The organism is Streptomyces sp. NPDC042336, assembly GCF_055581985.1.
The window spans coordinates 1-22654 of sequence record NZ_JBVJEA010000005.1; the positions used below are offsets into that span (position 1 = coordinate 1).

Sequence of the window (22654 nt, forward strand, 5' to 3'; positions counted from 1 at the left end):
GAGATCCGATCAGGTCGGGGTATCAACATATCTGGCGTTGACTTTTGGCACGCTGTTGAGTTCTCAAGGCACGGACGCTTCCTTTGTACTCACCCTCTCGGGCTTTCCTCCGGGCGCTTCCCTTCGGTCTTGCGTTTCCGACTCTATCAGATCTTTCCGATCCGATTTCCTCGGTGCTTTCCAGGTTCCCGCTTTCGCGTTTCCCTTTCCGGCGGCTCCGACTTTATCAGAAGTTCCGGGCCGGTCTGGCCGGCGTTGGTTTCCGATTAATCGGGAGAGTGCTTCGTCGAATTCAGAGATTCGGAGAAGCTGATAGATGTTCACTGTTGCCCTCTGGGGTGAACCCATCTCCAGGCAACTGTTCTAATCTACCTCCCCGCTCGCGCCGTGTCAACGGCTCTTGCGGGAACGAAGAGGACAGTAGCAGCTCACACGGGGTGGATGCACATCAGGCGGCCGTTGGCACGGTGGCGCTGCGTTCGGCTTCCTCGACGTCGCCCGTGCCGCCGGCGCGGACGGCCCGGCCGCCCAGGACGTAGACATACGCGAGGAAGGTCAGCTCGGCGACGATTCCGATGGTGATGCGGGCCCAGGTGGGCAGGCCGGACGGGGTGACGAAGCCTTCGATGGCGCCGGACACGAAGAGGACGAGGGCCAGGCCGACCGCCATGCCGATGGCCGCCCTGCCCTCTTCGGCGAGAGCGGTGCGGCGGGTACGGGGCCCTGGGTCGATGAGGGTCCAGCCGAGGCGCAGACCCGTGCCGGCGGCGACGAACACCGCCGTCAGTTCGAGCAGGCCGTGCGGCAGGACCAGGCCGAGGAAGGTGTCCAGGCGGCCGGCCGACGACATCAGGCCGAAGCCCACGCCGAGGTTGAGCATGTTCTGGAAGAGGATCCAGATGACGGGCAGGCCCAGGAAGACGCCCAGGATGAGGCAGAGCGCGGCGGCCCAGGCGTTGTTCGTCCACACCTGTGCGGCGAACGAGGCCGCCGGGTTGCTGGAGTAGTACGTCTCGTACTGGCCGCCGGGGCGGGTGAGCTCGCGCAGCTCGCTCGGTGCGGCGATGGTGGACTGCACCTCCGGGTGGGTGCCGATCCACCAGCCCAGAAGGGCCGCGACGGCGGTCGAAAGGAGAGCGGTGGGGACCCACCAGTGGCGGGCCCGGTAGACGGCCGCCGGGAACTGCTGGGTCAGGAACCGCGTGACGTCGCGCCAGGAGGCGCGTCGGGTGCCTGTCACGACACTGCGCGCGCGTGCCACCAGTTGGCTGAGCCGTCCGGTCAGCTGGGGATCGGGTGCGCTGGACTGGATCAGGGACAGGTGCGTGGCCGCGCGCTGGTACAGGGCGACGAGTTCGTCGGTCTCGGGACCGGTCAGCCGGCGCCGGCGCCGGAGGAGGGCGTCGAGGCGGTCCCACTCCGCGCGGTGGGCGGAGACGAAGACGTCGAGGTCCATCGGTGTGCCTGCTCCTCGGCTATCGTCGGCGGCTCGTCGTGGATCAGCTTGTCGTACTGCGGCGCGGTGCGTCCTCAGCTTGGCAGACTGGCGGGGACGGGGGCAGTCAGGGGAAGGACGGCGGGCGTGAGCGAGCTGGTGACGGGCGAGGCGGTGGCGCTGGAGCTGCGTCCCGCGAGGCTGCCCAGCAGGGCACTGGCCGTCCTGCTCGACCTGGTGGTGGCCGTGGCCGTCTATATGGCGGTGACCGTCGCGCTGATGGCGTCCACCTCCTCCCTGGACGTGGCGGCGCAGACCGCGCTGTCGATCGCGACCTTCGTCCTCGTGCTGGTGGGCGGTCCGATCGCCGTGGAGACACTCAGCCACGGGCGGTCGCTCGGGAAGATGGCGTGCGGGCTGCGGGTGGTGCGGGACGACGGCGGGCCGATCCGGTTCCGGCACTCGCTGGTGCGGGGACTGATCGGGGTGATCGAGATCCTCATGACGCTCGGGGTCATCGCCTGTGTCGCCTCTCTGGTGTCCGCGCGGGGGCGGCGGCTCGGCGACGTGTTCGCGGGCACGCTCGTCGTGCGGGAGCGGGTGCCGTTCTCTTCGGCGGGCTTCATGCCGCCGCCTCCGCCGTGGCTCGCGGGGCGGTTCTCCGGGCTCGACCTGTCCTCGGTGCCCGACGATCTGTGGCTTGCCGTCCGTCAGTACCTGGCGCGGATGGGACAGCTGGATCCGCGCGTCGGCTGGGCCATGGCCGAACGGCTCGCCGGCGATGTGGCGGCGCGTACGGGCGCTCCGGTGCCGGCCGAGGTTCCGCCGCCCGCGTATCTGGCGGCGGTGCTGCAGGAGAGGCAGGCCCGCGAGGCCTGGCGGGCCTTCGGCGGCGCTCCGGCGGCCGGCGGGACCGCCGCATCGGGGCGGGTGGTGCCGGAGGCTCCCGCACCCGCGGCTCCGCCCCCTGCGCCCGCTGCCCCGCCGACTGCCCCGCCCCCCGCGCCGTCACCGGGTGGCCGCCCCGAGGTGCCGCGTGCCGTGCCGTCGGACGGCCGCTCCGGGACCGGGTTCGTGCCGCCGGCGTAGGCACGGGCGCCGGGCCAGGTCTCACGGGAACACGGACGGTGGTGACTCCAGGTCCTCCAGCTCGACGCCGGGGGCCGCGAGTACGACGTCGCCGGCGATGTGCACGGACTGCTGCTCGCCGGTGTCCAGGGCTGTGACCTGGTATTCGTCCACGGTGAGGGGGCCGTTGTCAGTGGCGTGTGCTTCTCTGTTCAGCAAGGCCCAGGACTGGTCCACGGTGCGGGGGGCGAGGACCGGGTCGGTGAGGGCGACGAGGCGTACGCGGGTGGCCGGTTCGGAGGGGGTGAGGCGCAGGAGGCGGGTGACGGCGACGAGGAAGGCCGGGGATGTGCCGGTGAAGGCGTGGGCGCGCGCATTGCCTTCGGTGGCGTGGACTCCGGTCGGGTCGGTACGGACCCAGGTGACGCCGTCGATGGCGGCGCCGCGGACCTGCCAGTCGGCGGCGTGGAGTTCGAGGCGGATGGGCCGGCCGAGGTCGTCGAGGGCGAGGTCGACGGAGCCGTGGTGAGCCCCGGTGGGCGTGGTCAGCCGGGAGACGTAGCGCCAGCCGGAAGGGCCGGGGGCGCACTGGAAGTGTTCTTCCGCGAGGGGGGTGCGATCATGCGGATCGTGGAGCGAATAACGGCCGCGGGGCATGGGTGTCCTGGGTGGTGACGGGCTGGTCCGGCCGCTGATGCGGACGCGGCGCCAATGGGGCAGGCCCCCGGCACGGGGGTGCGGGGGCCTGCCTCGGAGGAACCGGTGACTCAGTAGCGGTAGTGGTCCGCCTTGTAGGGGCCCTCGACCTTGACGCCGATGTACTCGGCCTGCTCCGGGCGGAGCGTGGTCAGCTTGACGCCGAGGGCGTCGAGGTGGAGCCGGGCGACCTTCTCGTCCAGGTGCTTGGGCAGCACGTAGACGTCGGTCGGGTACTCGTCGGGCTTGGTGAACAGCTCGATCTGGGCCAGGGTCTGGTCCGCGAAGGAGTTGGACATCACGAACGACGGGTGGCCGGTGGCGTTGCCCAGGTTCAGCAGGCGGCCCTCGGACAGGACGATGAGGACCTTGCCGTCGGGGTAGGTCCAGGTGTGGACCTGGGGCTTGACCTCGTCCTTGACGATGCCCGGGGTCTTGGCGAGGCCGGCCATGTCGATCTCGTTGTCGAAGTGGCCGATGTTGCCGACGATGGCCTGGTGCTTCATCTTGGCCATGTCCGAGGCCATGATGATGTCCTTGTTGCCGGTCGTGGTGACGAAGATGTCGGCCTTGTCGACGACCTCGTCCAGCGTGGTGACCTGGTAGCCGTCCATCGCCGCCTGCAGGGCGCAGATCGGGTCGATCTCGGTGATGATCACGCGGGCGCCCTGGCCGCGCAGGGACTCCGCGCAGCCCTTGCCGACGTCGCCGTAGCCGCAGACGACGGCGGTCTTGCCGCCGATCAGGACGTCGGTGGCGCGGTTGATGCCGTCGATCAGGGAGTGGCGGCAGCCGTACTTGTTGTCGAACTTCGACTTGGTGACCGCGTCGTTGACGTTGATCGCCGGGAACAGGAGGGTGCCGTCGCGGTGCATCTCGTACAGGCGGTGGACGCCGGTCGTGGTCTCCTCGGTCACGCCGCGGATCTCGGACGCCAGCTGGGTCCACTTCTGAGGGCTCTCGCTGACCGTGCGGGTGAGGAGTTCCAGGATGACGCGGTGCTCGTCGGACTCGGCGGTGTCGACCGAGGGGACCTTGCCGTCCTTCTCGTACTCGACGCCCTTGTGGACGAGGAGGGTGGCGTCACCGCCGTCGTCCAGGATCATGTTCGGGCCGCCGGTGGGGGTGTCCGGCCAGGTCAGCGCCTGCTCCGTGCACCACCAGTACTCCTCCAGAGTCTCGCCCTTCCAGGCGAAGACCGGGACGCCCTGCGGGTTGTCGGGCGTGCCGTTCGGGCCGACGGCAATGGCGGCGGCCGCGTGGTCCTGGGTGGAGAAGATGTTGCAGGAGGCCCAGCGGACCTCGGCGCCGAGGGCGACCAGGGTCTCGATGAGCACGGCGGTCTGCACGGTCATGTGCAGGGAGCCGGTGACGCGGGCGCCGGCGAGCGGCTGGGTCTCGGCGTACTCCTTGCGGATCGCCATCAGGCCCGGCATCTCGTGCTCGGCCAGGGTGATCTCCTTGCGGCCGAACGCGGCCAGGGAGAGGTCGGCGACCTTGAAGTCCTGTCGGTTGTCGACAGTCGTCATTACGGGCTGCTCCTCGGGTTGGGTCGAGGTGGGTACGGCTGACCTGCGCGGCGGCGGACACAGGGGTGCCCAGAAGAGGACACAGGCATGCCCGCGTACGCGCAGCGCAGTCCGTCGGAGGCCCTCTCTCCCTCGGCCGGTCCGTCGTGGACCGCCCGACCGCCATCAGCAGCGACGTCTGGCTCCGTCCCAAGCTACACCGCGGGCGCCCGCCGTCCCCAGTCCGCCTCCGAACACTTCCGGACGTTCACGCAGGGTGATGACGGGCGCCGGATGGTCGTTCAGTGGGCGGCGGGCGGGGTGGTCGGGCCGCCGGGGGTCGCCTCGGGGTCGGGGCCCTTGGCGGCCTCGGACTCGCTGTAGATGTCCGGTTCCAGGTAGATGACGCGGGCGATCGGGACCGCCTCGCGGATGCGCGACTCGGCGGCGTCGATCGCGGAGGCGATCTCCGTGGCGGTGCCGTCGTGCCGGACGGCGATCTTGGCGGCGACGAGCAGTTCCTCGGGGCCGAGGTGGAGGGTGCGCATGTGGATGATGCCGGTGACGGTGTCGCCGGCGACGACCGCGGCCTCGATCTGCTGGACCACCTCGGTGCCGGCGGCCTCGCCGAGCAGCAGGGACTTGGTCTCGGCGGCGAGGACCAGCGCGATCAGGATGAGCAGGACGCCGATGCACAGGGTGCCGATGCCGTCCCAGACGCCGTCGCCGGTGAGCAGGGCGAGGCCGACACCGCCGAGGGCGAGGATCAGACCGACCAGGGCGCCCAGGTCCTCCAGGAGGACGACCGGCAGCTCCGGGGCCTTGGCGTGGCGGATGAACTCCTTCCAGGACTTCTTGCCGCGCAGCGGGTTGGACTCCTTGATGGCGGTCCGGAAGGAGAAGCCCTCGGCGATGATCGCGAAGACCAGGACGCCCACCGGCCAGTACCAGTGCTCCAGTTCGTGCGGGTGCTTGATCTTCTCGTAGCCCTCGTAGAGGGCGAACATGCCGCCGACCGAGAAGAGCACGATGGAGACGAGGAAGGCGTAGATGTAGCGCTCGCGGCCGAAGCCGAAGGGGTGTTGCGGGGTGGCCTCGCGCTGGGCCCGCTTGCCGCCCAGGAGCAGCAGGCCCTGGTTGCCGGAGTCGGCGACGGAGTGCACGGACTCGGCGAGCATCGAGGACGATCCGCTGAAGAGGAACGCCACGAATTTCGCTACCGCGATCGAGAGGTTGGCGAGCAGTGCCGCCACGATCGCCCTGGTGCCGCCTGACGCGCTCATGTGTCGCGTTGTCCCTTCGCCTGCATCTGCTTCGCCTGCATCTGCTGTGTCTGCATCTGCTGTGTCTGCGTCCGTACGCCGGTGGGGGCACGGCCGGCGGGTGACCGGCTTTGCCCCTCCTTTGCGGTGCGCCATTGTTGCAGCCCGTGCGGGCCCCGACGTGCCGGATGCCCCGTCGGGCGCGGGTCAGACGCGCACGGTGGCCCGGAAGAGCGTGCCGCTTCCGGACACTTCGGCCTTTTCGTGCGCCGGGACGAAGACGGAGCGGCCGGGGGCGAGTTCGTGTTCGCCGGCCCGTACGGTGCCCGCCGTGCAGAGCAGGATCTGCGGGGTGGGCAGGGTGAGGTCGTGGGCGCCGGACCCCTCGGGCAGGACGTAGCGGGAGAGGCGGAACTCGTCGATCGGGGTGTCGTAGACCTCCTCGCCGTCGGGGGACGCCTCCGGGCGCAGGATGCCGGGGTCGCCCGCCTCGAAGCGGACGATGCGCAGGAGTTCGGGGACGTCGACGTGCTTGGGGGTGAGGCCGCAGCGCAGGACGTTGTCGGAGTTGGCCATGATCTCGACGCCCAGGCCGTTCAGGTAGGCGTGCGGGATGCCGGCGCCCAGGTAGAGGGCCTCGCCGGGCTGGAGCCGGACGTGGTTGAGGAGCATCGCGGCGAGGACGCCGGGGTCGCCCGGGTAGTGGTGGGCGATGTCGGCGTACGGCCGGTAGGCGCCGCCGAGGCGGTCGCAGGCGGCCGCGGTCTCGGTGACCGTGCGGGACATCTCCTCGGGGTCGGCGGTGAGGATCGCGGTGAGGACCTCGCGCAGCGCGGCGTCCTCGGGGTGGGCGCGCAGCAGGTCGACGTACGGCTTGAGCGAGGCGACGCCGAGGCCGTCGAGCAGGTCGGCCGTGTCGGCCGGGGCGCGGAAGCCGCACAGGCCGTCGAACTCGGTGAGGGCGCAGATCAGTTCGGGCTTGTGGTTGGCGTCCTTGTAGTTGCGGTGCGGGGCGTCCAGGGGGACGCCCCGGCGCTCCTCGTCCTCGTAACCGGCCCTGGCCTGGGCGAGGTCGGGGTGGACCTGGAGGGAGAGCGGGGCCCCGGCGGCCAGGAGCTTGAGGAGGAAGGGCAGCCGAGGGCCGAACCTGGCCACGGAGGCGGCGCCCAGTTCCTTCTCGGGGTCGGCGTCGACGACCTCGGCGAGCGTGCCCCGGCCGGTGCGGGAGGGGGCGCCGGGGTGGGCGCCCATCCACATCTCCGCCTGCGGTTCGCCGGTCGGCTCGGTCCCGAGGAGGGTCGGAATCGCGGTGGTGGAACCCCAGGCGTAGGGGCGGACGGTGTTGTCGAGGCGGTCCATGAGCTCTCTCTGCGGGTGCGTGCGGGTGCGTGGGCGATGGTGCGCCGGGGTCAGGCTCCCGAGGCGAGCGCCAGGTAGACGGCGGCGAAATCCGTGATGGCGATCAGTTCGGCGAGGGTCTCCAGTTCGCCGCCCGCTTCCGGCTCCAGTTCGCTGATCGGCGTGTCGTGTCCGAGGGCCAGGTCACGGGCGCTGGGCGCGGCGGTGAGTCCGCCGCTGGGACGGTCGCGGAGCAGCACTACACGCGCGCGCAGGGCGGCCGGCTCCTCGACGCGGTCGCGGAAGAAGTCGTCGGGGTCGGCTCCGGCGGCGAGTCGGCCGGCGAGCAGTGCGCTGTGCGCGGCCAGCGCCTCGGGGAGGTCGGCGACGACCGCGGGGGTGCCGGACAGTTCGGCGAGGGCGGCGGCGAAACGGCGGCCGGCGGGCCCGGCGGAGGTGCCCTCGGTCCAGACGACGGGGAGGGATTCGGCCAGTTCGGACGCCAGGGTCTTGGCGGGGTTGCTGTAGGTCACGATGGCGGGTCCGCAGCGTTCGGCGACGGCGTCGAGGCGGTCGGCGACCTTCTCCACGACCTCGGGCGGCGCCTCGAGCACGCCGGTGCGGTCCAGCAGCGCGAGAAGCGGGGTGAGCAGCGCCCACAGGACGCCGGGGGTGGCACCGGCGAGGGGCTCGTCGTGGTCGTAGAGGGCGGTCGCCATCGGGATGAACAGGCCGCGCGAGGCGCTCACCGAATCGCTGAGCGGGGAGCGGGCGGGGGCGACGGCCACGACCGTGCAGCCCCGGCGGTATGCCTGTTCGGCGAGCAGGGCGAGACCCGGCTCGGCGCCGTCGGGGGTGGCGATCAGCAGGAGGTCCACGGAACCGGCCCAGCCGGGCAGCTCCCAGCGCAGGGCGCCCGCGGCGGGGGCAACGCCGGTGGGGGCGAGACGGGTGACGGGGCTGCCCGCGCCGGCGAGGGTGCCGAGGAGGTCGGCGGCGTGGGTGGCGGCGGCGCCGGGGCCCGCGATCAGTACGGCACGCGGGCGGCCGTCCGGCTTGAGGTTGCCGACGCCGGCCTCGGCGGCGTGCCGGGCGGCGGTGCGGACGCGGGCACCGGCCTCGGCGGCGCCGCGGAGCAGACCGCGGCGGTCGGCCTCGGTCAGGCGCTCCGGGGCGTCGAGGAGCGATTCGTCGAGCATGGCGGCAGGTCTCCGATCGCCGGGGGCGTTCGTTCGATTGCGCGGGGTCGTCGCCGGGTTGCCGGTGCCTGGCCGGCGGTTACTCGGGGCGGCGGGCCTCGTCGACGAGGAGGACGGGGATGCCGTCGCGCACCGGGTACGCCAGGCCGCAGTCCTGGCCGGTGCAGATCAGCTCCGTGTCCTGCTCCTTGAGGGGGGCGTGGCAGGCCGGGCAGGCGAGGATCTCCAGGAGGCCGGCTTCGAGCGGCATGGGGGGGTTCCCTTCGGGGGCGGTGGGGCGTGTGTGGATGTGCTGGTCAGGGTACCGCCGGGGCGGACCGGTGCGGGTGGCCCACGGTGAATCCGGCGTCGGTGCAGGGGCGGTCACGCGGGCCTGCGCTGCCGCTGCCGCGGCTAGGCGCGGATGATCGCCAGTGCCTCGTCGCGGACCTTGGTCATCGTCGCCTCGTCACGTGCCTCCGCGTTGAGGCGGAGCAGGGGCTCGGTGTTGGACGGGCGGACGTTGAACCACCAGTCGGCGGCGGTGACGGTGAGGCCGTCCAGCTCGTCCACGGTGACGTCGTCGCGGCCCTCGTACGCGGCCCGGATCGCGTCGAGGCGGGCCCGCTGGTCGTCGACGGTGGAGTTGATCTCGCCGGAGCCGGCGTAGCGGTCGTACGCGGCGACCAGGGCGGACAGCGGGCCGTCCTGCTCGCCGAGGGCGGCGAGGACGTGGAGGGCGGCCAGCATGCCGGTGTCGGCGTTCCAGAAGTCGCGGAAGTAGTAGTGCGCGGAGTGCTCGCCGCCGAAGATGGCGCCGGTCCTGGCCATCTCGGCCTTGATGAACGAGTGGCCCACGCGCGTGCGTGCCGGTGTCCCGCCGTTCTCCCGCACGACCTCCGGGACCGACCGGGAGGTGATCAGGTTGTGGATGACCGTGCCCGTGCCGCCGTTGCGGGCCAGCTCGCGGGCGGCCACGAGGGCGGTGACGGCGGACGGGGAGACCGGGTCGCCGTTCTGGTCGACGACGAAGCAGCGGTCGGCGTCGCCGTCGAAGGCGAGGCCGAGGTCGGCGCCCTCCTCGCGGACGCGCTGCTGGAGGTCGACGAGGTTGGCCGGGTCGAGCGGGTTGGCCTCGTGGTTGGGGAAGGTGCCGTCCAGTTCGAAGTACATCGGCACGAGGTCGAGGGGCAGGCCGGCGAAGACCGTGGGGACGGTGTGACCGCCCATGCCGTTGCCCGCGTCGACGACGACCCTGAGGGGCCGGATGCCGGTGAGGTCGACGAGGGAGCGCAGGTGGGCCGCGTAGTCGGCGAGCGTGTCGCGCCGGGTCACCGTGCCCGGACGGGACGCGGGCTCGGGGGCGCCGGAGTCGCTCCAGCGTTCCACCAGGGCGCGTATCTCGGCGAGGCCGGTGTCCTGGCCGACCGGCGCGGCGCCCGCGCGGCACAGCTTGATGCCGTTGTACCGCGCTGGGTTGTGCGACGCCGTGAACATGGCGCCCGGCAGGCCGAGCGCGCCGGAGGCGTAGTACAGCTGGTCGGTGGAGCACAGGCCGATCCCGGTCACGTCGGCGCCGCGGGCCGCGGCCCCGCGCGCGAAGGCGCCGGACAGGCCCGGGGACGAGGGCCGCATGTCGTGGCCGACCACGATGGCGCCCGCGCCGGTCAGCTCGGCGAAGGCCGCGCCGAACAGCTCGGCCAGCGACTCGTCCCACTGGTCCGGTACGACACCGCGCACGTCGTACGCCTTCACGATCTGCGACAGATCAGCAGCCACGGCCAACCTTCCTGAAAGTCCTGTCGGAGCCCACAAACTACCCGCAGGCACCGACCGGCCGCCCGGGCGGTTCCCGAAGGTCAGGGCAGCATCCAGCCCAGAGCCGCCGTGGACTGCCCGACGACGATCAGGCACATGAGGAGCAGCAGGCCGAGGCTCCAGGGCAGCACCTTGCGCAGCAGGTCGCCCTCGCGGCCCGCGAGTCCGACGGCGGCGCAGGCAATGGTGAGGTTCTGCGGGGAGATCATCTTGCCGAGGACACCGCCGGAGCTGTTGGCGGCGGCCAGCAGTTCGGGCGAGAGGCCTGACTCCCGCGCGGCGGTCACCTGGAGGGCGCCGAAAAGGGCGTTGGCCGAGGTGTCGGAGCCGGAGACGGCGACGCCGAACCAGCCGAGCACCGGGGAGAGGAAGGCGAGCCCGGCGCCCGCGGCGGCGACGAAGTGGCCGATGGTGGCGGCCTGTCCGGAGAGGTTCATGACGTAGGCGAGGGCGAGGACCGAGGTGACGGTGAGGATCGCGAACCGCAGTTCGTGCACGGTCGCGAGCCACTCCCTGACCGCCACGCGCGCGTGCACGCCGAGGACGACGGCCGTGGCCAGCCCGGCGAACAGCACGAGCGTGCCGCCGGTGGAGACGATCGGCCAGGAGAAGACGTTGCCGCCGACCGGAGTGCCGTCGGGGCCGACCACGTCGAGGAACGGCCAGTCGTAGGACTGCGTGGCCTTCGCCAGCCAGTCCTTGACCGCCGGGATCTGCGCCACCGAGAAGACGGCGACGATCAGCGCGTACGGCGCGTAGGCGCGCACCACCTCCCGGGCGGGGTCCCGCTCGTCCAGTTCCTCGCTGCGTACGCCGGTCAGTACCGACGCCCGTACGGGCTCGGCGGCGGGCCTGCGGGAGTGCGGTACGGCGACCAGGGCGGCGGCGCCGATCAGGGCGGCGGCGATGTCGGCGAGCTGGGCGGAGACGTAGTTGGAGGCGACGAACTGGGCGACGGCGAAGGCGACTCCGCAGGCCAGCGCGGGGATCCAGGTCTCGCGCAGGCCGCGCCGCCCGTCCACCAGGGCGACCAGGAGCAGCGGTACGACGAGGGCCAGCAGGGGCGTCTGGCGGCCGACCACGGAGGCGACGTCGTCCAGGGGCAGCCCGGTGACCTGGGCGAGCGTCACCACCGGGGTGCCCATCGCGCCGAAGGCGACCGGCGCGGTGTTGGCGACCAGGGACACGACGGCGGCGCGCACGGGGTCGAAGCCGAGGGCGACGAGCATGACCGAGCAGATCGCGACGGGCGCCCCGAACCCGGCGAGGGCCTCCAGCAGGGCGCCGAAGCAGAAGGCGACGACCAGGGCCTGGATGCGGGGGTCGTCGGACAGCCGGCCGAAGGAGCGCCGCAGGATGTCGAAGTGCCGGGTGCGGACCGTCATCCGGTAGACCCACAGGGCGTTCACGACGATCCACAGGATGGGGAAGAGGCCGAAAACCGCTCCCTGGACGGCGCTGGAGGCCGTCTGGTCCAGCGGCATGCCGTAGGCGAGCCAGGCGACCAGTACGGCGGCCAGGAGACCGATGAGGCCCGCCAGGTGCGCCTTCATGCGGACGCCGCCCAGCAGGACGAGGACGATCACCAGTGGCAGGGCCGCCACCAGGGCCGACAGGCCGAGCGAACCGGCGACGGGTTCCAGTTCCTGTACGTACACGCACGCCTCCCCGGATTCCGCCATGCGAAAGCGTTTTCTCGCAGCTTCCGGAATGGTCGTGTCCGCGACAACGAGGCGTCAATGGGTGTGCAGCAACGGATGTGACCGGGAACACGGTGAGTGAATGGTGAAAACCCGCCGAGCGGGGCTCAGTTGTCCGGCGAGCGCAGCACGCGCAGGTGGCCGCGGCGCGCGACCTCCATCGGGTCGGCCGTCCGGGCGCCCCCGGCCTCGGCCGCCCGCTCCTGGGGCCGGGCCGCCTCACGCACCGCGTTGGCGAGCGCCTCCAGGTCGTCGCCGCTGGGGCGGGCCGGGGCGGATCCGTCGAGCAGGCGGACGACCTCCCAGCCGCGGGGGGCGGTGAGGCGCTCGGAGTGCTCGGCGCACAGGTCGTAGCAGTGGGGTTCGGCGTAGGTGGCGAGCGGGCCGAGGACCGCGGTCGAGTCGGCGTAGACGTACGTCAGCGTCGCGACGGCGGGACGGCCGCAGGCGGTGCGCGAACAGCGACGTACAGGGCTCACGATGTTGGACGGTACCGCACTCTTGAGCGGGCCGCGACGACTCTCCACCAGGTCACACCCCCGTGTCGTGGCGTGAAACGACCTGTGGACCCTCCGGAACATTCCCCTTTGACCTGCGCAGACGCCCGTCACGGGGAGCCCGCGCGATGCCGCGGGCGGTCACGACCCGATACAAACAACGACATTTGCCTTGAGTTCCATGGTCGCGAAGAGATACGGAATTGAGCCCAACCTTGGCTGGAATGGTCATCCGGCGACAAGCGGAGCGGGCCGCCGCCACGTCGCCCGCCGTGTGCGCGCGGTCGGGCGCACCGCCCCGGCGGGGACTACCCTTCACCAGTGATGGACAACCCCGTGACGCCCCGTGATGCCGGCCGCCCAGGACCCCGCCGTCGTGATCGCCACGGTCGGGGCATGCGCGGCCCGGTCGCGCCCCCGCAGGTGCCGCTCGCCGCGAGCCGTGGCGAGGTGTTCGCGGACCTGGTGCAGGACTCCGTGGAGCGCCTGGAGCGGCGGTGGCCGCAGCTCGCCGACATCGACTTCCTCGTCCTCGACGTGCCACGCCCGCCCGCGGCCGGGGAGGCGTGGAACGACGAGGCGGTCCCGCTCGGGGGCACGGTGCCCTCGCGGGACGGGCGGCGGGGGCGGGTCGTGGTCTACCGGCGGCCGGTGGAGATCCGGACCAAGGGGCGGGACGAGCGCGCACTGCTGGTGCACGAGGTCGTCGTCGAGCAGGTCGCGGAGCTGCTGGGGCTGACGCCGGAGACGGTGGATCCCCGGTACGGGGAGGACTGAGCGGCGGGGCCCGGTCGCCCCCGCCGCTCCTTGCGCGGTACCGACAGGACCTCTACTTCTGCAGTACCGACAGATCCTCGTCCGCGTTCGGCACCGAGACCGTGCCCCGGTCGTCGGGGAGGGTCTGGACGGTGAAGGCCGCCACGTCGTCGTCCGAGCCCGTCAGGGTGCGGGACGCGTGGACCGGGCCGCCCGAGACGGTCTCGACGGTCAGCGCGTAGGAGCCCTTGAGCCCGGCGGGGACCGGCACGTCGACGTTCTGGGTCGTGCCTGCCTTGATCGTGTACGTCTCGGTCGCGGCCGTGCCGCCCTCGGTGCCCGCCGACGCCGTTACCTTGACCTTCGCGGCCTCGCCCGGCGCGGACAGGGCCAGCGTCGTGCTCTTGGCGCGGTTGTCCGCGACCGTCGCGCGCGCACCGACCGGGTCGGTGGCCGGGATGAACGCCGACTCCTGCTCGTCGCCCTTGCCCCGCACGACCCGGACGGCCGCCACGACCGGCACGGACCGGTCCGTCGGGGTCAGCACCAGCGAGCCCGCCTCGCCGCGCGTGACCTCGCCGAGGTCGACGCCGGTCGTCATACCGGCCTTGACGTGCACCGTCTCGTGCCCGGCGGGCGTGATCAGCCCGGACGGCGAGGCGAGTCGCACCTTCAGGTCGGCGTCGGTGCCGCCGGGCGTGAACAGCACCAGGCGCACGGCGGTGGCGTCCTTCGGGATGCCCGGCAGCACGAGGTCGCTCGCCGGGTCGGCGGCCGCGCTCAGCCAGTCGCCGCCGGTCTTGTCGTCCAGGGCCTGCACCGCGGCGCCGATCCGCCCGCTGCGCACGCCGACGTGCACGGTCAGGTCGGTCTGCTTCACGTCGCTGAGCGTGGACAGCAGGAGGGACTCGCCGGCGTGCGGCGGCACCGTGACCCCCTCCCCCACCGTGGACTTGAGGGAACCGTCCTTGCCGTACAGCTCGATGTCCACGACGGCCGCCGAGTCGTCCGGGTTCGTCAGGTGCACGTAATCGGTGCGGCCGGTCGCCGTGCTGGCGCCCGGGAACCAGAACTCCGTGTCCGGGGCGGCGCAGTTGACGCCCTGCATGCCACGGCCCGTCCCGGCGGCGACCTCGGTGGTCTGCTGGACCGTCCAGCCCGGCGCGTTGCCGCCCTCGGCGGTGCCGATCAGCGCGGGTGTGTCGGCGCCGGTGGTCTTCCCGCCGACGGGGGTGCCGGGCGCCTTGGGCTGGAGGACCGGCTTCTCCTTCTTCTCGCCCTTGTCGCCGTCCTTGTCGTCCTTGCCGTCCTTGCCGTCCTGGGGGACGGCGGTCTCCGCCGTGGTGAGCGCCGCGCTGCCCTTCTCGTCCGCGCCCTTCGTGACGGGCGTGAAGGACGTGTACGCGGTCTCGGCGAGGTCGGACGTGCTGGGCGCCGGGCACAGCAGGCTGGTGCGCTCCACGGGCAGCCGGGCGGCCGGTGCCGCGGTGTCAGAGCCCGAACCGTCCGGGGCGGACACCGCGGCGAAACCGGTGACGGCGGCGAGCGCCGTCGCACAGGCGATCAGGGACAGGGTCGTGCGCTTCACTGCTGGCTCCCGTCGGGACGCTCACTGCCCGTGCCGTGGGGCTGCTGCTGGGGCTGCTGGGGCTGGGAAGGGTCGTACGGCGTGTCGTATCCGCCCTGGCCGTACGCCTGGTCGAAGGCGGGGTCGTAGCCGCCCTCCTGAGCCGGCGTCGGGTCGCCGTAGGCGTAGGGGTCGTACTGACCCGCCCCGTACTGCGCGCCCTGGTCGCCGTGTCCGCCCTGGTAGGCGTCCGACTGGTACGGGTCCGCCGCCTGGTACGGCTGCTGCCCGTACGCGCCCGGGTCGTACTGCTGGGCGCCCTGGTACTGCTCGCCGCCGTAGCCGCCGTCGTAGGAGCCGTACTGGGCGCCGGTGTACCCCGTCGCGTCCCATTCTCCGTACGCCGGCTGCTGCGGGACCGGCACGGGTGCCGCCACGGGCGGTTCGGGCACCTCGCTGGCGTCTCCCGCGGTCTCCGCTTCGGCCTCGGCCTGGGCCCGCAGCCGCCGCGCCCGGCGGCCTTCGCCCTCGACGGGCTGGGCAGGGACGAGCGGCTCGTCGGGCAGGTCGTCGTCGACGTCGCGGCGCCTGCCGGGCAGGGCGAGGACGACCAGGACGACGGCGAGGAGCCCCTGGGCCCACAGCCAGGCCGTGTGCGTGAACGGGTCGTCGTAGGTGACGTCCAGCCGGCCGCCGGAGGCGGGGAGTTCGAAGCCCTGGGCCCAGCCGTCGACCGTGGTGCGGGTGAGCGGCTTGCCGTCCAGGGTGGCGGTCCAGCCCTCGGCGGCGGTGTCGGCGAGGCGCAGCACGCGGCCGTCGGAGCCCGCCTTGATGTCGGTGTGGATCTCCACGGGGCCGGCCGCCACGGGCTCGGGCCCGCCGCCGCCGGACGCCCCGGCACCGGACTTGCCGCCGGAGACGATGGTCGCGCGCGCGACCTCCTGGTTCACCCGCCACAGTCCGCTGCCGTCCTGCTGGCTGAGCCTGCTCAGTCCCGGCGTGGCGTCCAGGACGCGGGTGACCTCGCGGGGCGCGCCCTTGTGCACGAGCACGTAGCGCACGGCGAACCCGCCGAGCTGGTCGGCCTGGTCGGCGCCGGAGCCGGCCACGAGGTTGGCGACGACCTTGTCGAGGGTGCTGTTCCCGCCGTCCCCGGAGGCCAGTTCGCCGTCGCCGAGGCGGGCGCCGGAGCCGCGGACCAGCATGTAGCCCACGTGCGCGGCGGAGTCGCTGTCGAGGACGAGGGTGCGGGCCTGGTCGCGGGTGTGGCTCTCCTCGGCGACGAACGCGGGCACCTGGACAGGGTCGCGCCGCTCCACCGGGCCGTCGGCGCCGCCGAACATCCAGCCGGCGGCGGCGATCAGCGGGCCGAGGGCCGAGGCGAGGGCGATCAGGGCGGCGACGGGCTGGCGCCAGCCGAAGCTCTGCTCGGCCACCCGGAAGCGGGCCCCGTCGGCGCCGAGGGCCGCGGCGGACAGCAGGGCGATGCCGTAGACGAGGGTGGCGGGTCCGGCCCACGCGGAGCGGTTGGACAGGACCGAGAAGACCAGGGCGACCAGGGCGACGGCCCAGGCCGTCCGGATGCCCAACTGCCGCTCGGAGCGCAGCAGCGCGGCCAGCGCGGCCAGCACGACGCCGACGAGGAACAGCCCGCCCACCGTGCCGGGGCCGCCGGGGCTGGCGCCGAGCAGGTCGAGGGCGGAGGCGGCCGAGGCGCCGTACTCCAGCCCGGCCTCGTCGAAGAAGCCGAACGGCAGCAGCGACAGCGACCAGGGCGCGAGCAGCAGCAGCGGGGTGCCGAGCTGGGCGAGGAAGCGCGGCGCGTACGCCGTGATCTCGCCGCGGCGCAGGGCGAGGACGCCGACGCCGAGGACCAGCGCGACGGGCCACACGACGGGCGTGAAGGCGGTGGTGATCGTCAGCAGCAGGGCGTACGCCCAGGTGGCGCGCCAGCTGCCGCGGGCGCCGGAGGAGCCCGTCAGGCCGGCCGCCGCTACTCCCGCGCGCGCGATGAGCGGCAGCAGTACGGCGAGGACGGCGGTGCCGAGGCGGCCGCCGGCCAGCGCACCGGTGGCGGCGGGCAGGAAGGCGTAGGCGACGGCGGCCCAGGCGCGCAGCAGCCGCGACGGGACCAGCGGGCGGGAGGCGAAGTAGGCGGTGGCACCGGCCAGGGGCACCGAGCAGACCAGCAGCAGGGTGACGGCGAGTCCGGTGGAGCCGAGCAGCACGGAGGCGAACGTGGCGAGGATCGCGAGGTAGGGCGGCGCGGAGGCGGTGCCGCCGGTGCCGACCGTGTGCCAGGCGTCGACGTACCGCGACCACAGCTCGCCGGCGCCGGCCGGTGCGGGCAGCAGCGCGCCGCCGGACAGGGCGCCGCCGCCGAGGAGCGCGCGGCAGGCGGCCAGGGAGACGAGCAGCAGCACCAGGAAGAGCACCGGCCCCGGCTTGCGGGCGATGCGCTTGAGCCGGGCGAACTGCTCGATCTCCAGGAAGTCGGCGTCGTCGCCGCCGGGTCCGGACTCGATGCCCCCGCCGTGCCGTCCGGCACCCGCGGCGGCCTCGGCCTCGGAGCTGCCGAAGAGGTCGCCCGCGACCTGCTCGACGGTGGCGCGGATGGTCGCGCCGGGCGGCGGGAACAGGGGCCGCAGTTCGTCCTTCTCGACCTGCGGGCGGCCGCGTTCGCGCCGGCCCGCGATGATCCGCTCGGGGCGCAGCAGGACGCCCAGCAGGCCGCGGATCTCGTCGAGGGCCTGACCGGGGACCTTGCCGACGAGGTAGGCGACGGTGCGCAGCAGCGTGCCGAGGACGACGCGCAGCAGTACCCAGGGCAGGGCGGCGGTGCGGACGTTGACCAGGAGGGTGTGGACGGCGCCGGCCTTGTCCACCTTGTGCGGGGAGGCGGTGGTGCGGCCCGCGCAGTCGACGGCGCGGCGCTCGCGCGAGGCCGCCTCGGCGTGGCGGACGACCGCCTCGGGAGCGACGAGGACGCGCAGTCCGGCGGCGTGCGCGCGCCAGCACAGGTCGACGTCGTCGCGCATCAGGGGCAGCCGGCGGTCGAATCCGCCGAGCCGCTCGAAGACGTCGCGCCGGATCAGCATGCCGGCGGTGGACACCGACAGCACGGTCCTGACGTGGTCGTGCTGGCCCTGGTCCTGTTCGCGGCGGTCCAGGCCGGTCCAGCGGCGGCCGGAGTTGGCGATGGAGACGCCGACCTCGAGCAGCTGCCGGCGGTCGTACCAGCCGCGGAGTTTGGGACCGACCACGGCGACGTCGTCGCGGCCGAGTTCGTACTCGGTGTCCACGACGCGCAGCAGCTGGGCGAGGGCCTCGGGTTCGGGGGCGCAGTCGTCGTGCAGCAGCCACAGCCACTGGACCGGTTCTCCGTGGGGGAGCTCCGGCAGGTCGTAGGCGTCGTCGCGCCAGCTGCGGGTGACGGGGTCCCAGCCGCTGGGCCGCCTCAGGTACGGCAGGTCCTCGGGGGTGAGGACGGGGGCGATGCGGGCGGCCTCCTCGACGGCCTGGCCGAAGCCGGTGCGCCGGGCGAGATGGAGCACGCGGTCGTCGCCGAGGGCCTCGGCGACCAGCCGGGAGGAGTCGTCGGCGCTGCCGGTGTCGGCGGCCACGGCGTACTGGACGGGGCGCTCCTGGCCGAGCAGCCCGGCGAGCGCGTCGGGCAGCCAGCGGGCTCCGTCGTGGGCGACGAGGACCGCGGTCACCACGTGACGCGGGAACTCAGGTGTGGCAGCGAGGTCGTGCTGGGCTGCGGTGTGACTCTGCACGGACATCGAGGTACGGGCCCCGGTTCGGTGGACTGCGGTGGACGCCCGTGCCGGTGGAAAACGGCGGGGCGTCTCGGACGAGCGCCCACACTATCGGCTGGACACAGGGGCGGCCCGCCGCCTGTGGACAACCCACCGGCGACGGGCCGTTCCCGCTGCTCGGGCCGTTTCTGCCGCTGCGTCAGGCCACGGCCGTCAGACCGCCGCCTTCTTCAGCCGGCGGCGCTCCCGCTCGGACAGGCCGCCCCAGATACCGAAGCGCTCGTCGTTGGCAAGGGCGTACTCGAGGCATTCGGAGCGGACCTCACAGGCGAGGCAGACCTTCTTGGCCTCGCGGGTGGAGCCGCCCTTCTCGGGGAAGAAGGACTCGGGGTCGGTCTGGGCGCACAGTGCGCGCTCCTGCCAGCCGAGTTCCTCGTCCGCGTCGTCGACCAGCAGTTGCTGCACCAGCTCGGTCATGTGCGCCCCTCGTCTGTCTTCGCGTCCCCGTGATCTAGCCGTTACCGATTCCGGCTGAACGACACGAGTGAAATTACAAGTGTGCTGCTCCGGGCGAGTCAAGCCGAGATCTGCTATTGGGCCCCTTATTCACTCTGCGGAACCAAGGCCATGCAGTAAGTGTTCAAATCGCCATAAACCTTGACATAGCAAAGAGGCCCGCAGGACGCCCGCCCCGATTCACGCCTGCACCAGGAAGGACGCCCCGGCGTTCGATCCCGTTCCGATACACGCGCCGAAGCGAACCTGATCACATTCGGATCACGGGATCGCAACGAGGGTTGTGCGCCCGGCTTGTGCGCCATGTGTCCCGGAACCCCGCTGAGCAAACCTTTCACCATCCCGATCAACCGGATGAGGTGAAACATGTCCCACATAACGGGCATCGAGTTGACAGTGCTGGTGTGAACCGCTGTCCTTGGGGGCATGCTCGCGAACTTGGCGCCCACCTCGACCCGCACCGCCGGGTCCCACGGTGCTGCCCGCGCTCGCTGTAGCTGTTGCCGCTGTTCCAGCTGTTGAGCCGACCGCGCTCCGGCTGTCCCCGAGTCCACGCGACTCGACTCCCGCGTTCCCGCCCCACCCGGGCGTTCCTTCGTCCTTCGCTCCGCTCCCCGCACTCTTCCGCCGAGGAACCACCGCACCCATGAACAGCGACAGCGACCTCCAGATCGCCGGCGACATCCTCGAAGTCCCCCACCTGCTGCAAGCTCCGCGCGAGCACCCGGCCACCGTCGCCGAGTTCGCCGGTCTCGTGCGCTCCGTCGCCGCCGACCGCTCCGCGTGGGAGCACCTCGTCCGGTACGACGCGACGACACGCTGGTACCACCGGCTGCGCACCGGGCCCGGGTACGAGGTCTGGCTGCTGTCCTGGGTGCCGGGACAGGGCAGCGGACGCCACGACCACGGCCCCTCCTGCGGCGTGTGGACGGTCCTGGAGGGCACCCTCACCGAGCACACGGAGCGCGGCACGCACGCGTTGGCCGCCGGTACGCAGCGCGTGTTCGCGCCGGGGTACGTGCACGAGGTGGTCAACGACACGCTGGAGCCGGCGGTCAGCCTGCACGTCTACTACCCGGGCCTGACCGAGATGCCCATGCACGCCCCGCAGTGCACGGCAGCCGCCGCGCCCGAGGACGCCGACGCCGAGGCCGACACCGCACCGGCACGGTGACGACTGGCTGACACACTGTCGTACCCGCCTGCAAGACTGGGGCCATGCGCATTGTGGTTCTGGCAGGCGGCATCGGTGGTGCCCGGTTCCTGCGTGGTCTCAAGCAGGCCGCGCCAGACGCGGACATCACGGTCATCGGCAATACCGGGGACGACATCCACCTCTTCGGGCTCAAGGTCTGCCCGGACCTCGACACGGTGATGTACACGCTCGGCGGCGGCATCAACGAGGAGCAGGGCTGGGGACGGGCCGACGAGACCTTCCACCTCAAGGAGGAACTGGCGGCGTACGGCGTCGGCCCCGAGTGGTTCGGCCTCGGCGACCGCGACTTCGCCACCCACATCGTCCGGACGCAGATGATCACCGCGGGCTTTCCGCTCAGCGCGGTGACCGAGGCGCTGTGCGACCGATGGAAGCCCGGCGTGCGGCTGATCCCGATGACCGACGACCGCGTGGAGACGCACGTGGCGGTCGAGCTGGACGGGGAGCGCAAGGCGGTCCACTTCCAGGAGTACTGGGTGCGCCTGCGCGCCTCCGTCCCCGCCGAGGCGGTCGTGCCGGTCGGCGCGGAGCAGGCCAAGCCGGCGCCCGGCGTCCTGGAGGCCATCGCGGAGGCGGACGTCATCCTCTTCCCGCCGTCCAACCCGGTCGTCTCCGTCGGCACGATCCTCGCGGTGCCCGGCATCCGCGAGGCGATCGCCGACGCCGGGGTGCCGGTGGTGGGCCTGTCCCCCATCGTCGGGGACGCGCCCGTGCGCGGGATGGCCGACAAGGTGCTCGCCGCGGTCGGCGTGGAGTCCACCGCCGCCGCGGTCGCCGAGCACTACGGCTCGGGCCTGCTCGACGGCTGGCTGGTCGACACGGTCGACGCCGACTCCGTCACGCGCGTGAGGGCCGCCGGCATCCTCTGCCGCGCCGTGCCGCTGATGATGACCGACCTCGACGCGACGGCGCGGATGGCCCGGGAGGCGCTGACGCTGGCCGAGGAGGTGCGGGAGGCATGAGCGACGAGGCACGCGGCGACGCCCCCGGCCGCGGGGACGGCTACCGGGTGTGGGCCCTGCCCGGCCTGCCCGAGGTGCGCCCCGGCGACGACCTGGCCAAGCTGATCGCGGCCACCGAGCCCGGCCTGGCCGACGGGGACGTGCTGCTGGTCACGTCCAAGATCGTGTCCAAGGCCGAGGGCCGGGTCGTGGAGGCCGCCGACCGGGAGGCCGCGATCGACGCGGAGACCGTACGGGTGGTGGCCCGGCGCGGGCCGCTGCGCATCGTCGAGAACCGTCAGGGCCTGGTCATGGCGGCGGCCGGCGTCGACGCCTCCAACACCCCCGCCGGGACGGTGCTGCTGCTCCCCGAGGACCCCGACGCCTCCGCGCGCGGCATCCGCGAGGGGCTGCGCGACACGCTCGGCGTGGACGTCGGCGTCGTCGTCACCGACACCTTCGGGCGCCCCTGGCGGGCCGGGCTCACGGACGTGGCGATCGGCGCGGCGGGCGTCCGCGTCCTCGACGACCTGCGCGGCGGCACCGACGCGCACGGCAATCCGCTCGGCGCCACCGTCGTCGCCACCGCCGACGAGCTGGCCGCCGCGGGCGACCTGGTCAAGGGCAAGGCCGCGGGCCTGCCCGTCGCCGTCGTGCGCGGGCTGCCGCAGGTGGTCGCCGAGGACGACGGCGAGGGCGCACGGGCGATGGTGCGCGGCGCGCGCGACGACATGTTCCGCCTCGGCACCTCGGAGGCGGTACGGCAGGCGGTCACGCAGCGGCGTACGGTACGGGCCTTCACGGACGAGCCGGTCGACCCGGACGCCGTGCGCCGGGCGGTGGCCGCGGCGGTGACCGCGCCCGCGCCGCACCACACCACGCCGTGGCGGTTCGTGCTCCTGGAGTCCGAGGAGTCCCGTACCCGGCTCCTCGACGCGATGCGGGACGCCTGGATCGCGGACCTGCGGCGCGACGGCAAGAGCGAGGAGTCCATCGCCAAGCGCGTACGGCGCGGCGACGTCCTGCGCAACGCGCCCTACCTCGTCGTGCCCTGCCTGGTCATGGACGGCTCGCACACCTACGGGGACGCGCGGCGGGACGGGGCCGAGCGGGAGATGTTCGTGGTCGCCACCGGCGCGGGCGTGCAGAACCTGCTCGTCGCGCTGGCCGGTGAGCGGCTGGGTTCCGCGTGGGTGTCCTCGACGATGTTCTGCCGGGACGTCGTGCGGGAGGTGCTGGGGCTGCCGGGCGACTGGGACCCGATGGGGGCGGTGGCGGTCGGGCATCCCGCCGAGCAGCCGAAGGCCCGGCCGGAGCGGGACGCGGAGGCGTTCATCGAGGTGCGGTGAGCCCTCTACCCTCGTAGGGGCTCTCTTCTTCCTTCTCGTCAGCGCTCT

At 72.8% G+C, this 22654-nt stretch carries 18 protein-coding genes; 5 read left to right on the top strand and 13 right to left on the bottom strand.

All coding sequences use genetic code 11. The features are described 5' to 3' along the window. Positions 1 to 448: 448 nt before the first annotated feature. The gene (locus tag ACZ6IM_RS12895) at positions 449 to 1456 is read right to left on the bottom strand and encodes a stage II sporulation protein M (RefSeq protein WP_469556444.1); all 1008 of its coding nucleotides are present in this window, start codon (positions 1454 to 1456) and stop codon (positions 449 to 451) included. A 126-nt stretch (positions 1457 to 1582) separates the two neighbouring features. Between ACZ6IM_RS12895 and ACZ6IM_RS12900 the strand changes: the two genes are divergently transcribed. After that, positions 1583 to 2524 (top strand): RDD family protein, encoded by a 942-nt coding sequence (locus ACZ6IM_RS12900; protein ID WP_469556447.1) that lies wholly within the window; start codon positions 1583 to 1585, stop codon positions 2522 to 2524. A gap of 21 nt (positions 2525 to 2545) precedes the next feature. Here the strand turns inward: ACZ6IM_RS12900 and ACZ6IM_RS12905 are convergent, their stop codons facing one another. The 9 genes from ACZ6IM_RS12905 to ACZ6IM_RS12945 all read right to left on the bottom strand — a co-directional run bounded on the left by ACZ6IM_RS12905 (position 2546) and on the right by ACZ6IM_RS12945 (position 12530). Beyond that, positions 2546 to 3160 (bottom strand): hypothetical protein, encoded by a 615-nt coding sequence (locus tag ACZ6IM_RS12905; RefSeq protein ID WP_052843567.1) that lies wholly within the window; start codon positions 3158 to 3160, stop codon positions 2546 to 2548. Positions 3161 to 3270: 110 nt separating this feature from the next. Next, positions 3271 to 4728 (bottom strand): adenosylhomocysteinase, encoded by a 1458-nt coding sequence (gene ahcY / locus ACZ6IM_RS12910; protein WP_469556449.1) that lies wholly within the window; start codon positions 4726 to 4728, stop codon positions 3271 to 3273. A gap of 281 nt (positions 4729 to 5009) precedes the next feature. Further along, on the bottom strand, positions 5010 to 5990 hold the full coding sequence (locus tag ACZ6IM_RS12915) for a cation diffusion facilitator family transporter (RefSeq protein ID WP_052843569.1): 981 nt from the start codon (positions 5988 to 5990) through the stop codon (positions 5010 to 5012). Between the two features lie 186 nt (positions 5991 to 6176). Beyond that, entirely contained in the window at positions 6177 to 7328 is a 1152-nt protein-coding gene (manA, locus tag ACZ6IM_RS12920; protein WP_052843570.1) for a mannose-6-phosphate isomerase, class I, read from the bottom strand. 50 nt (positions 7329 to 7378) lie between these two features. After that, complete coding sequence (locus ACZ6IM_RS12925; protein WP_469556453.1) at positions 7379 to 8506, bottom strand: SIS domain-containing protein; 1128 nt, start codon at positions 8504 to 8506, stop codon at positions 7379 to 7381. A gap of 79 nt (positions 8507 to 8585) precedes the next feature. Then, the gene (locus ACZ6IM_RS12930) at positions 8586 to 8756 is read right to left on the bottom strand and encodes a Trm112 family protein (RefSeq protein ID WP_014673093.1); all 171 of its coding nucleotides are present in this window, start codon (positions 8754 to 8756) and stop codon (positions 8586 to 8588) included. 143 nt (positions 8757 to 8899) lie between these two features. Beyond that, positions 8900 to 10264 (bottom strand): phosphomannomutase/phosphoglucomutase, encoded by a 1365-nt coding sequence (locus ACZ6IM_RS12935; RefSeq protein WP_052843573.1) that lies wholly within the window; start codon positions 10262 to 10264, stop codon positions 8900 to 8902. A gap of 80 nt (positions 10265 to 10344) precedes the next feature. Further along, positions 10345 to 11961: an L-lactate permease gene (locus ACZ6IM_RS12940; RefSeq protein ID WP_052843593.1), complete on the bottom strand. Its 1617-nt coding sequence runs from the start codon at positions 11959 to 11961 to the stop codon at positions 10345 to 10347. Between the two features lie 149 nt (positions 11962 to 12110). Further along, positions 12111 to 12530, bottom strand: coding sequence for a DUF3499 domain-containing protein (locus tag ACZ6IM_RS12945; protein WP_052843574.1), 420 nt, complete (start codon positions 12528 to 12530; stop codon positions 12111 to 12113). 294 nt (positions 12531 to 12824) lie between these two features. Between ACZ6IM_RS12945 and ACZ6IM_RS12950 the strand changes: the two genes are divergently transcribed. After that, a complete protein-coding gene (locus ACZ6IM_RS12950; RefSeq protein WP_161377492.1) occupies positions 12825 to 13277 on the top strand; it encodes a metallopeptidase family protein in 453 nt (150 codons plus the stop codon). Between the two features lie 52 nt (positions 13278 to 13329). Here ACZ6IM_RS12950 and ACZ6IM_RS12955 read toward each other — a convergent pair whose 3' ends face one another. From ACZ6IM_RS12955 to ACZ6IM_RS12965, 3 genes are all read right to left on the bottom strand, one after another. Beyond that, complete coding sequence (locus ACZ6IM_RS12955; RefSeq protein ID WP_052843575.1) at positions 13330 to 14844, bottom strand: DUF5719 family protein; 1515 nt, start codon at positions 14842 to 14844, stop codon at positions 13330 to 13332. Continuing rightward, positions 14841 to 18608, bottom strand: a complete 3768-nt coding sequence (locus ACZ6IM_RS12960; RefSeq protein ID WP_469556458.1) for a glycosyltransferase family 2 protein — start codon at positions 18606 to 18608, stop codon at positions 14841 to 14843. The genes ACZ6IM_RS12955 and ACZ6IM_RS12960 overlap by 4 nt, the downstream gene beginning before the upstream one ends. Before the next feature lie 189 nt (positions 18609 to 18797). Next, positions 18798 to 19061: a WhiB family transcriptional regulator gene (locus ACZ6IM_RS12965; RefSeq protein ID WP_003975777.1), complete on the bottom strand. Its 264-nt coding sequence runs from the start codon at positions 19059 to 19061 to the stop codon at positions 18798 to 18800. A 685-nt stretch (positions 19062 to 19746) separates the two neighbouring features. Here ACZ6IM_RS12965 and ACZ6IM_RS12970 point away from each other — a divergent pair. The 3 genes from ACZ6IM_RS12970 to ACZ6IM_RS12980 are packed head-to-tail and all read left to right on the top strand — an operon-like array spanning position 19747 to position 22606. Then, complete coding sequence (locus ACZ6IM_RS12970) at positions 19747 to 20274, top strand: cysteine dioxygenase (RefSeq protein ID WP_052843577.1); 528 nt, start codon at positions 19747 to 19749, stop codon at positions 20272 to 20274. Positions 20275 to 20318: 44 nt separating this feature from the next. Then, positions 20319 to 21278, top strand: coding sequence for a 2-phospho-L-lactate transferase (cofD, locus tag ACZ6IM_RS12975; RefSeq protein ID WP_052843579.1), 960 nt, complete (start codon positions 20319 to 20321; stop codon positions 21276 to 21278). Next, on the top strand, positions 21275 to 22606 hold the full coding sequence (locus tag ACZ6IM_RS12980; RefSeq protein ID WP_469556464.1) for a coenzyme F420-0:L-glutamate ligase: 1332 nt from the start codon (positions 21275 to 21277) through the stop codon (positions 22604 to 22606). Before cofD ends, ACZ6IM_RS12980 begins: the two co-directional genes overlap by 4 nt. The last annotated feature ends 48 nt before the right edge of the window (positions 22607 to 22654 follow it).

What these genes read in the sequence shown, in the direction of transcription:
- manA (WP_052843570.1), bottom strand. Translation starts at nt 7,328, where the DNA reads ATGGACCGCCTCGACAACACCGTCCGCCCCTACGCCTGGGGTTCCACC.
- ACZ6IM_RS12980 (WP_469556464.1), top strand. Translation starts at nt 21,275, where the DNA reads ATGAGCGACGAGGCACGCGGCGACGCCCCCGGCCGCGGGGACGGCTAC.
- ACZ6IM_RS12930 (WP_014673093.1), bottom strand. Translation starts at nt 8,756, where the DNA reads ATGCCGCTCGAAGCCGGCCTCCTGGAGATCCTCGCCTGCCCGGCCTGC.
- ACZ6IM_RS12905 (WP_052843567.1), bottom strand. Translation starts at nt 3,160, where the DNA reads ATGCCCCGCGGCCGTTATTCGCTCCACGATCCGCATGATCGCACCCCC.
- ACZ6IM_RS12915 (WP_052843569.1), bottom strand. Translation starts at nt 5,990, where the DNA reads ATGAGCGCGTCAGGCGGCACCAGGGCGATCGTGGCGGCACTGCTCGCC.
- cofD (WP_052843579.1), top strand. Translation starts at nt 20,319, where the DNA reads ATGCGCATTGTGGTTCTGGCAGGCGGCATCGGTGGTGCCCGGTTCCTG.
- ACZ6IM_RS12970 (WP_052843577.1), top strand. Translation starts at nt 19,747, where the DNA reads ATGAACAGCGACAGCGACCTCCAGATCGCCGGCGACATCCTCGAAGTC.
- ACZ6IM_RS12925 (WP_469556453.1), bottom strand. Translation starts at nt 8,506, where the DNA reads ATGCTCGACGAATCGCTCCTCGACGCCCCGGAGCGCCTGACCGAGGCC.
- ahcY (WP_469556449.1), bottom strand. Translation starts at nt 4,728, where the DNA reads ATGACGACTGTCGACAACCGACAGGACTTCAAGGTCGCCGACCTCTCC.
- ACZ6IM_RS12895 (WP_469556444.1), bottom strand. Translation starts at nt 1,456, where the DNA reads ATGGACCTCGACGTCTTCGTCTCCGCCCACCGCGCGGAGTGGGACCGC.
- ACZ6IM_RS12960 (WP_469556458.1), bottom strand. Translation starts at nt 18,608, where the DNA reads ATGTCCGTGCAGAGTCACACCGCAGCCCAGCACGACCTCGCTGCCACA.
- ACZ6IM_RS12950 (WP_161377492.1), top strand. Translation starts at nt 12,825, where the DNA reads ATGGACAACCCCGTGACGCCCCGTGATGCCGGCCGCCCAGGACCCCGC.
- ACZ6IM_RS12965 (WP_003975777.1), bottom strand. Translation starts at nt 19,061, where the DNA reads ATGACCGAGCTGGTGCAGCAACTGCTGGTCGACGACGCGGACGAGGAA.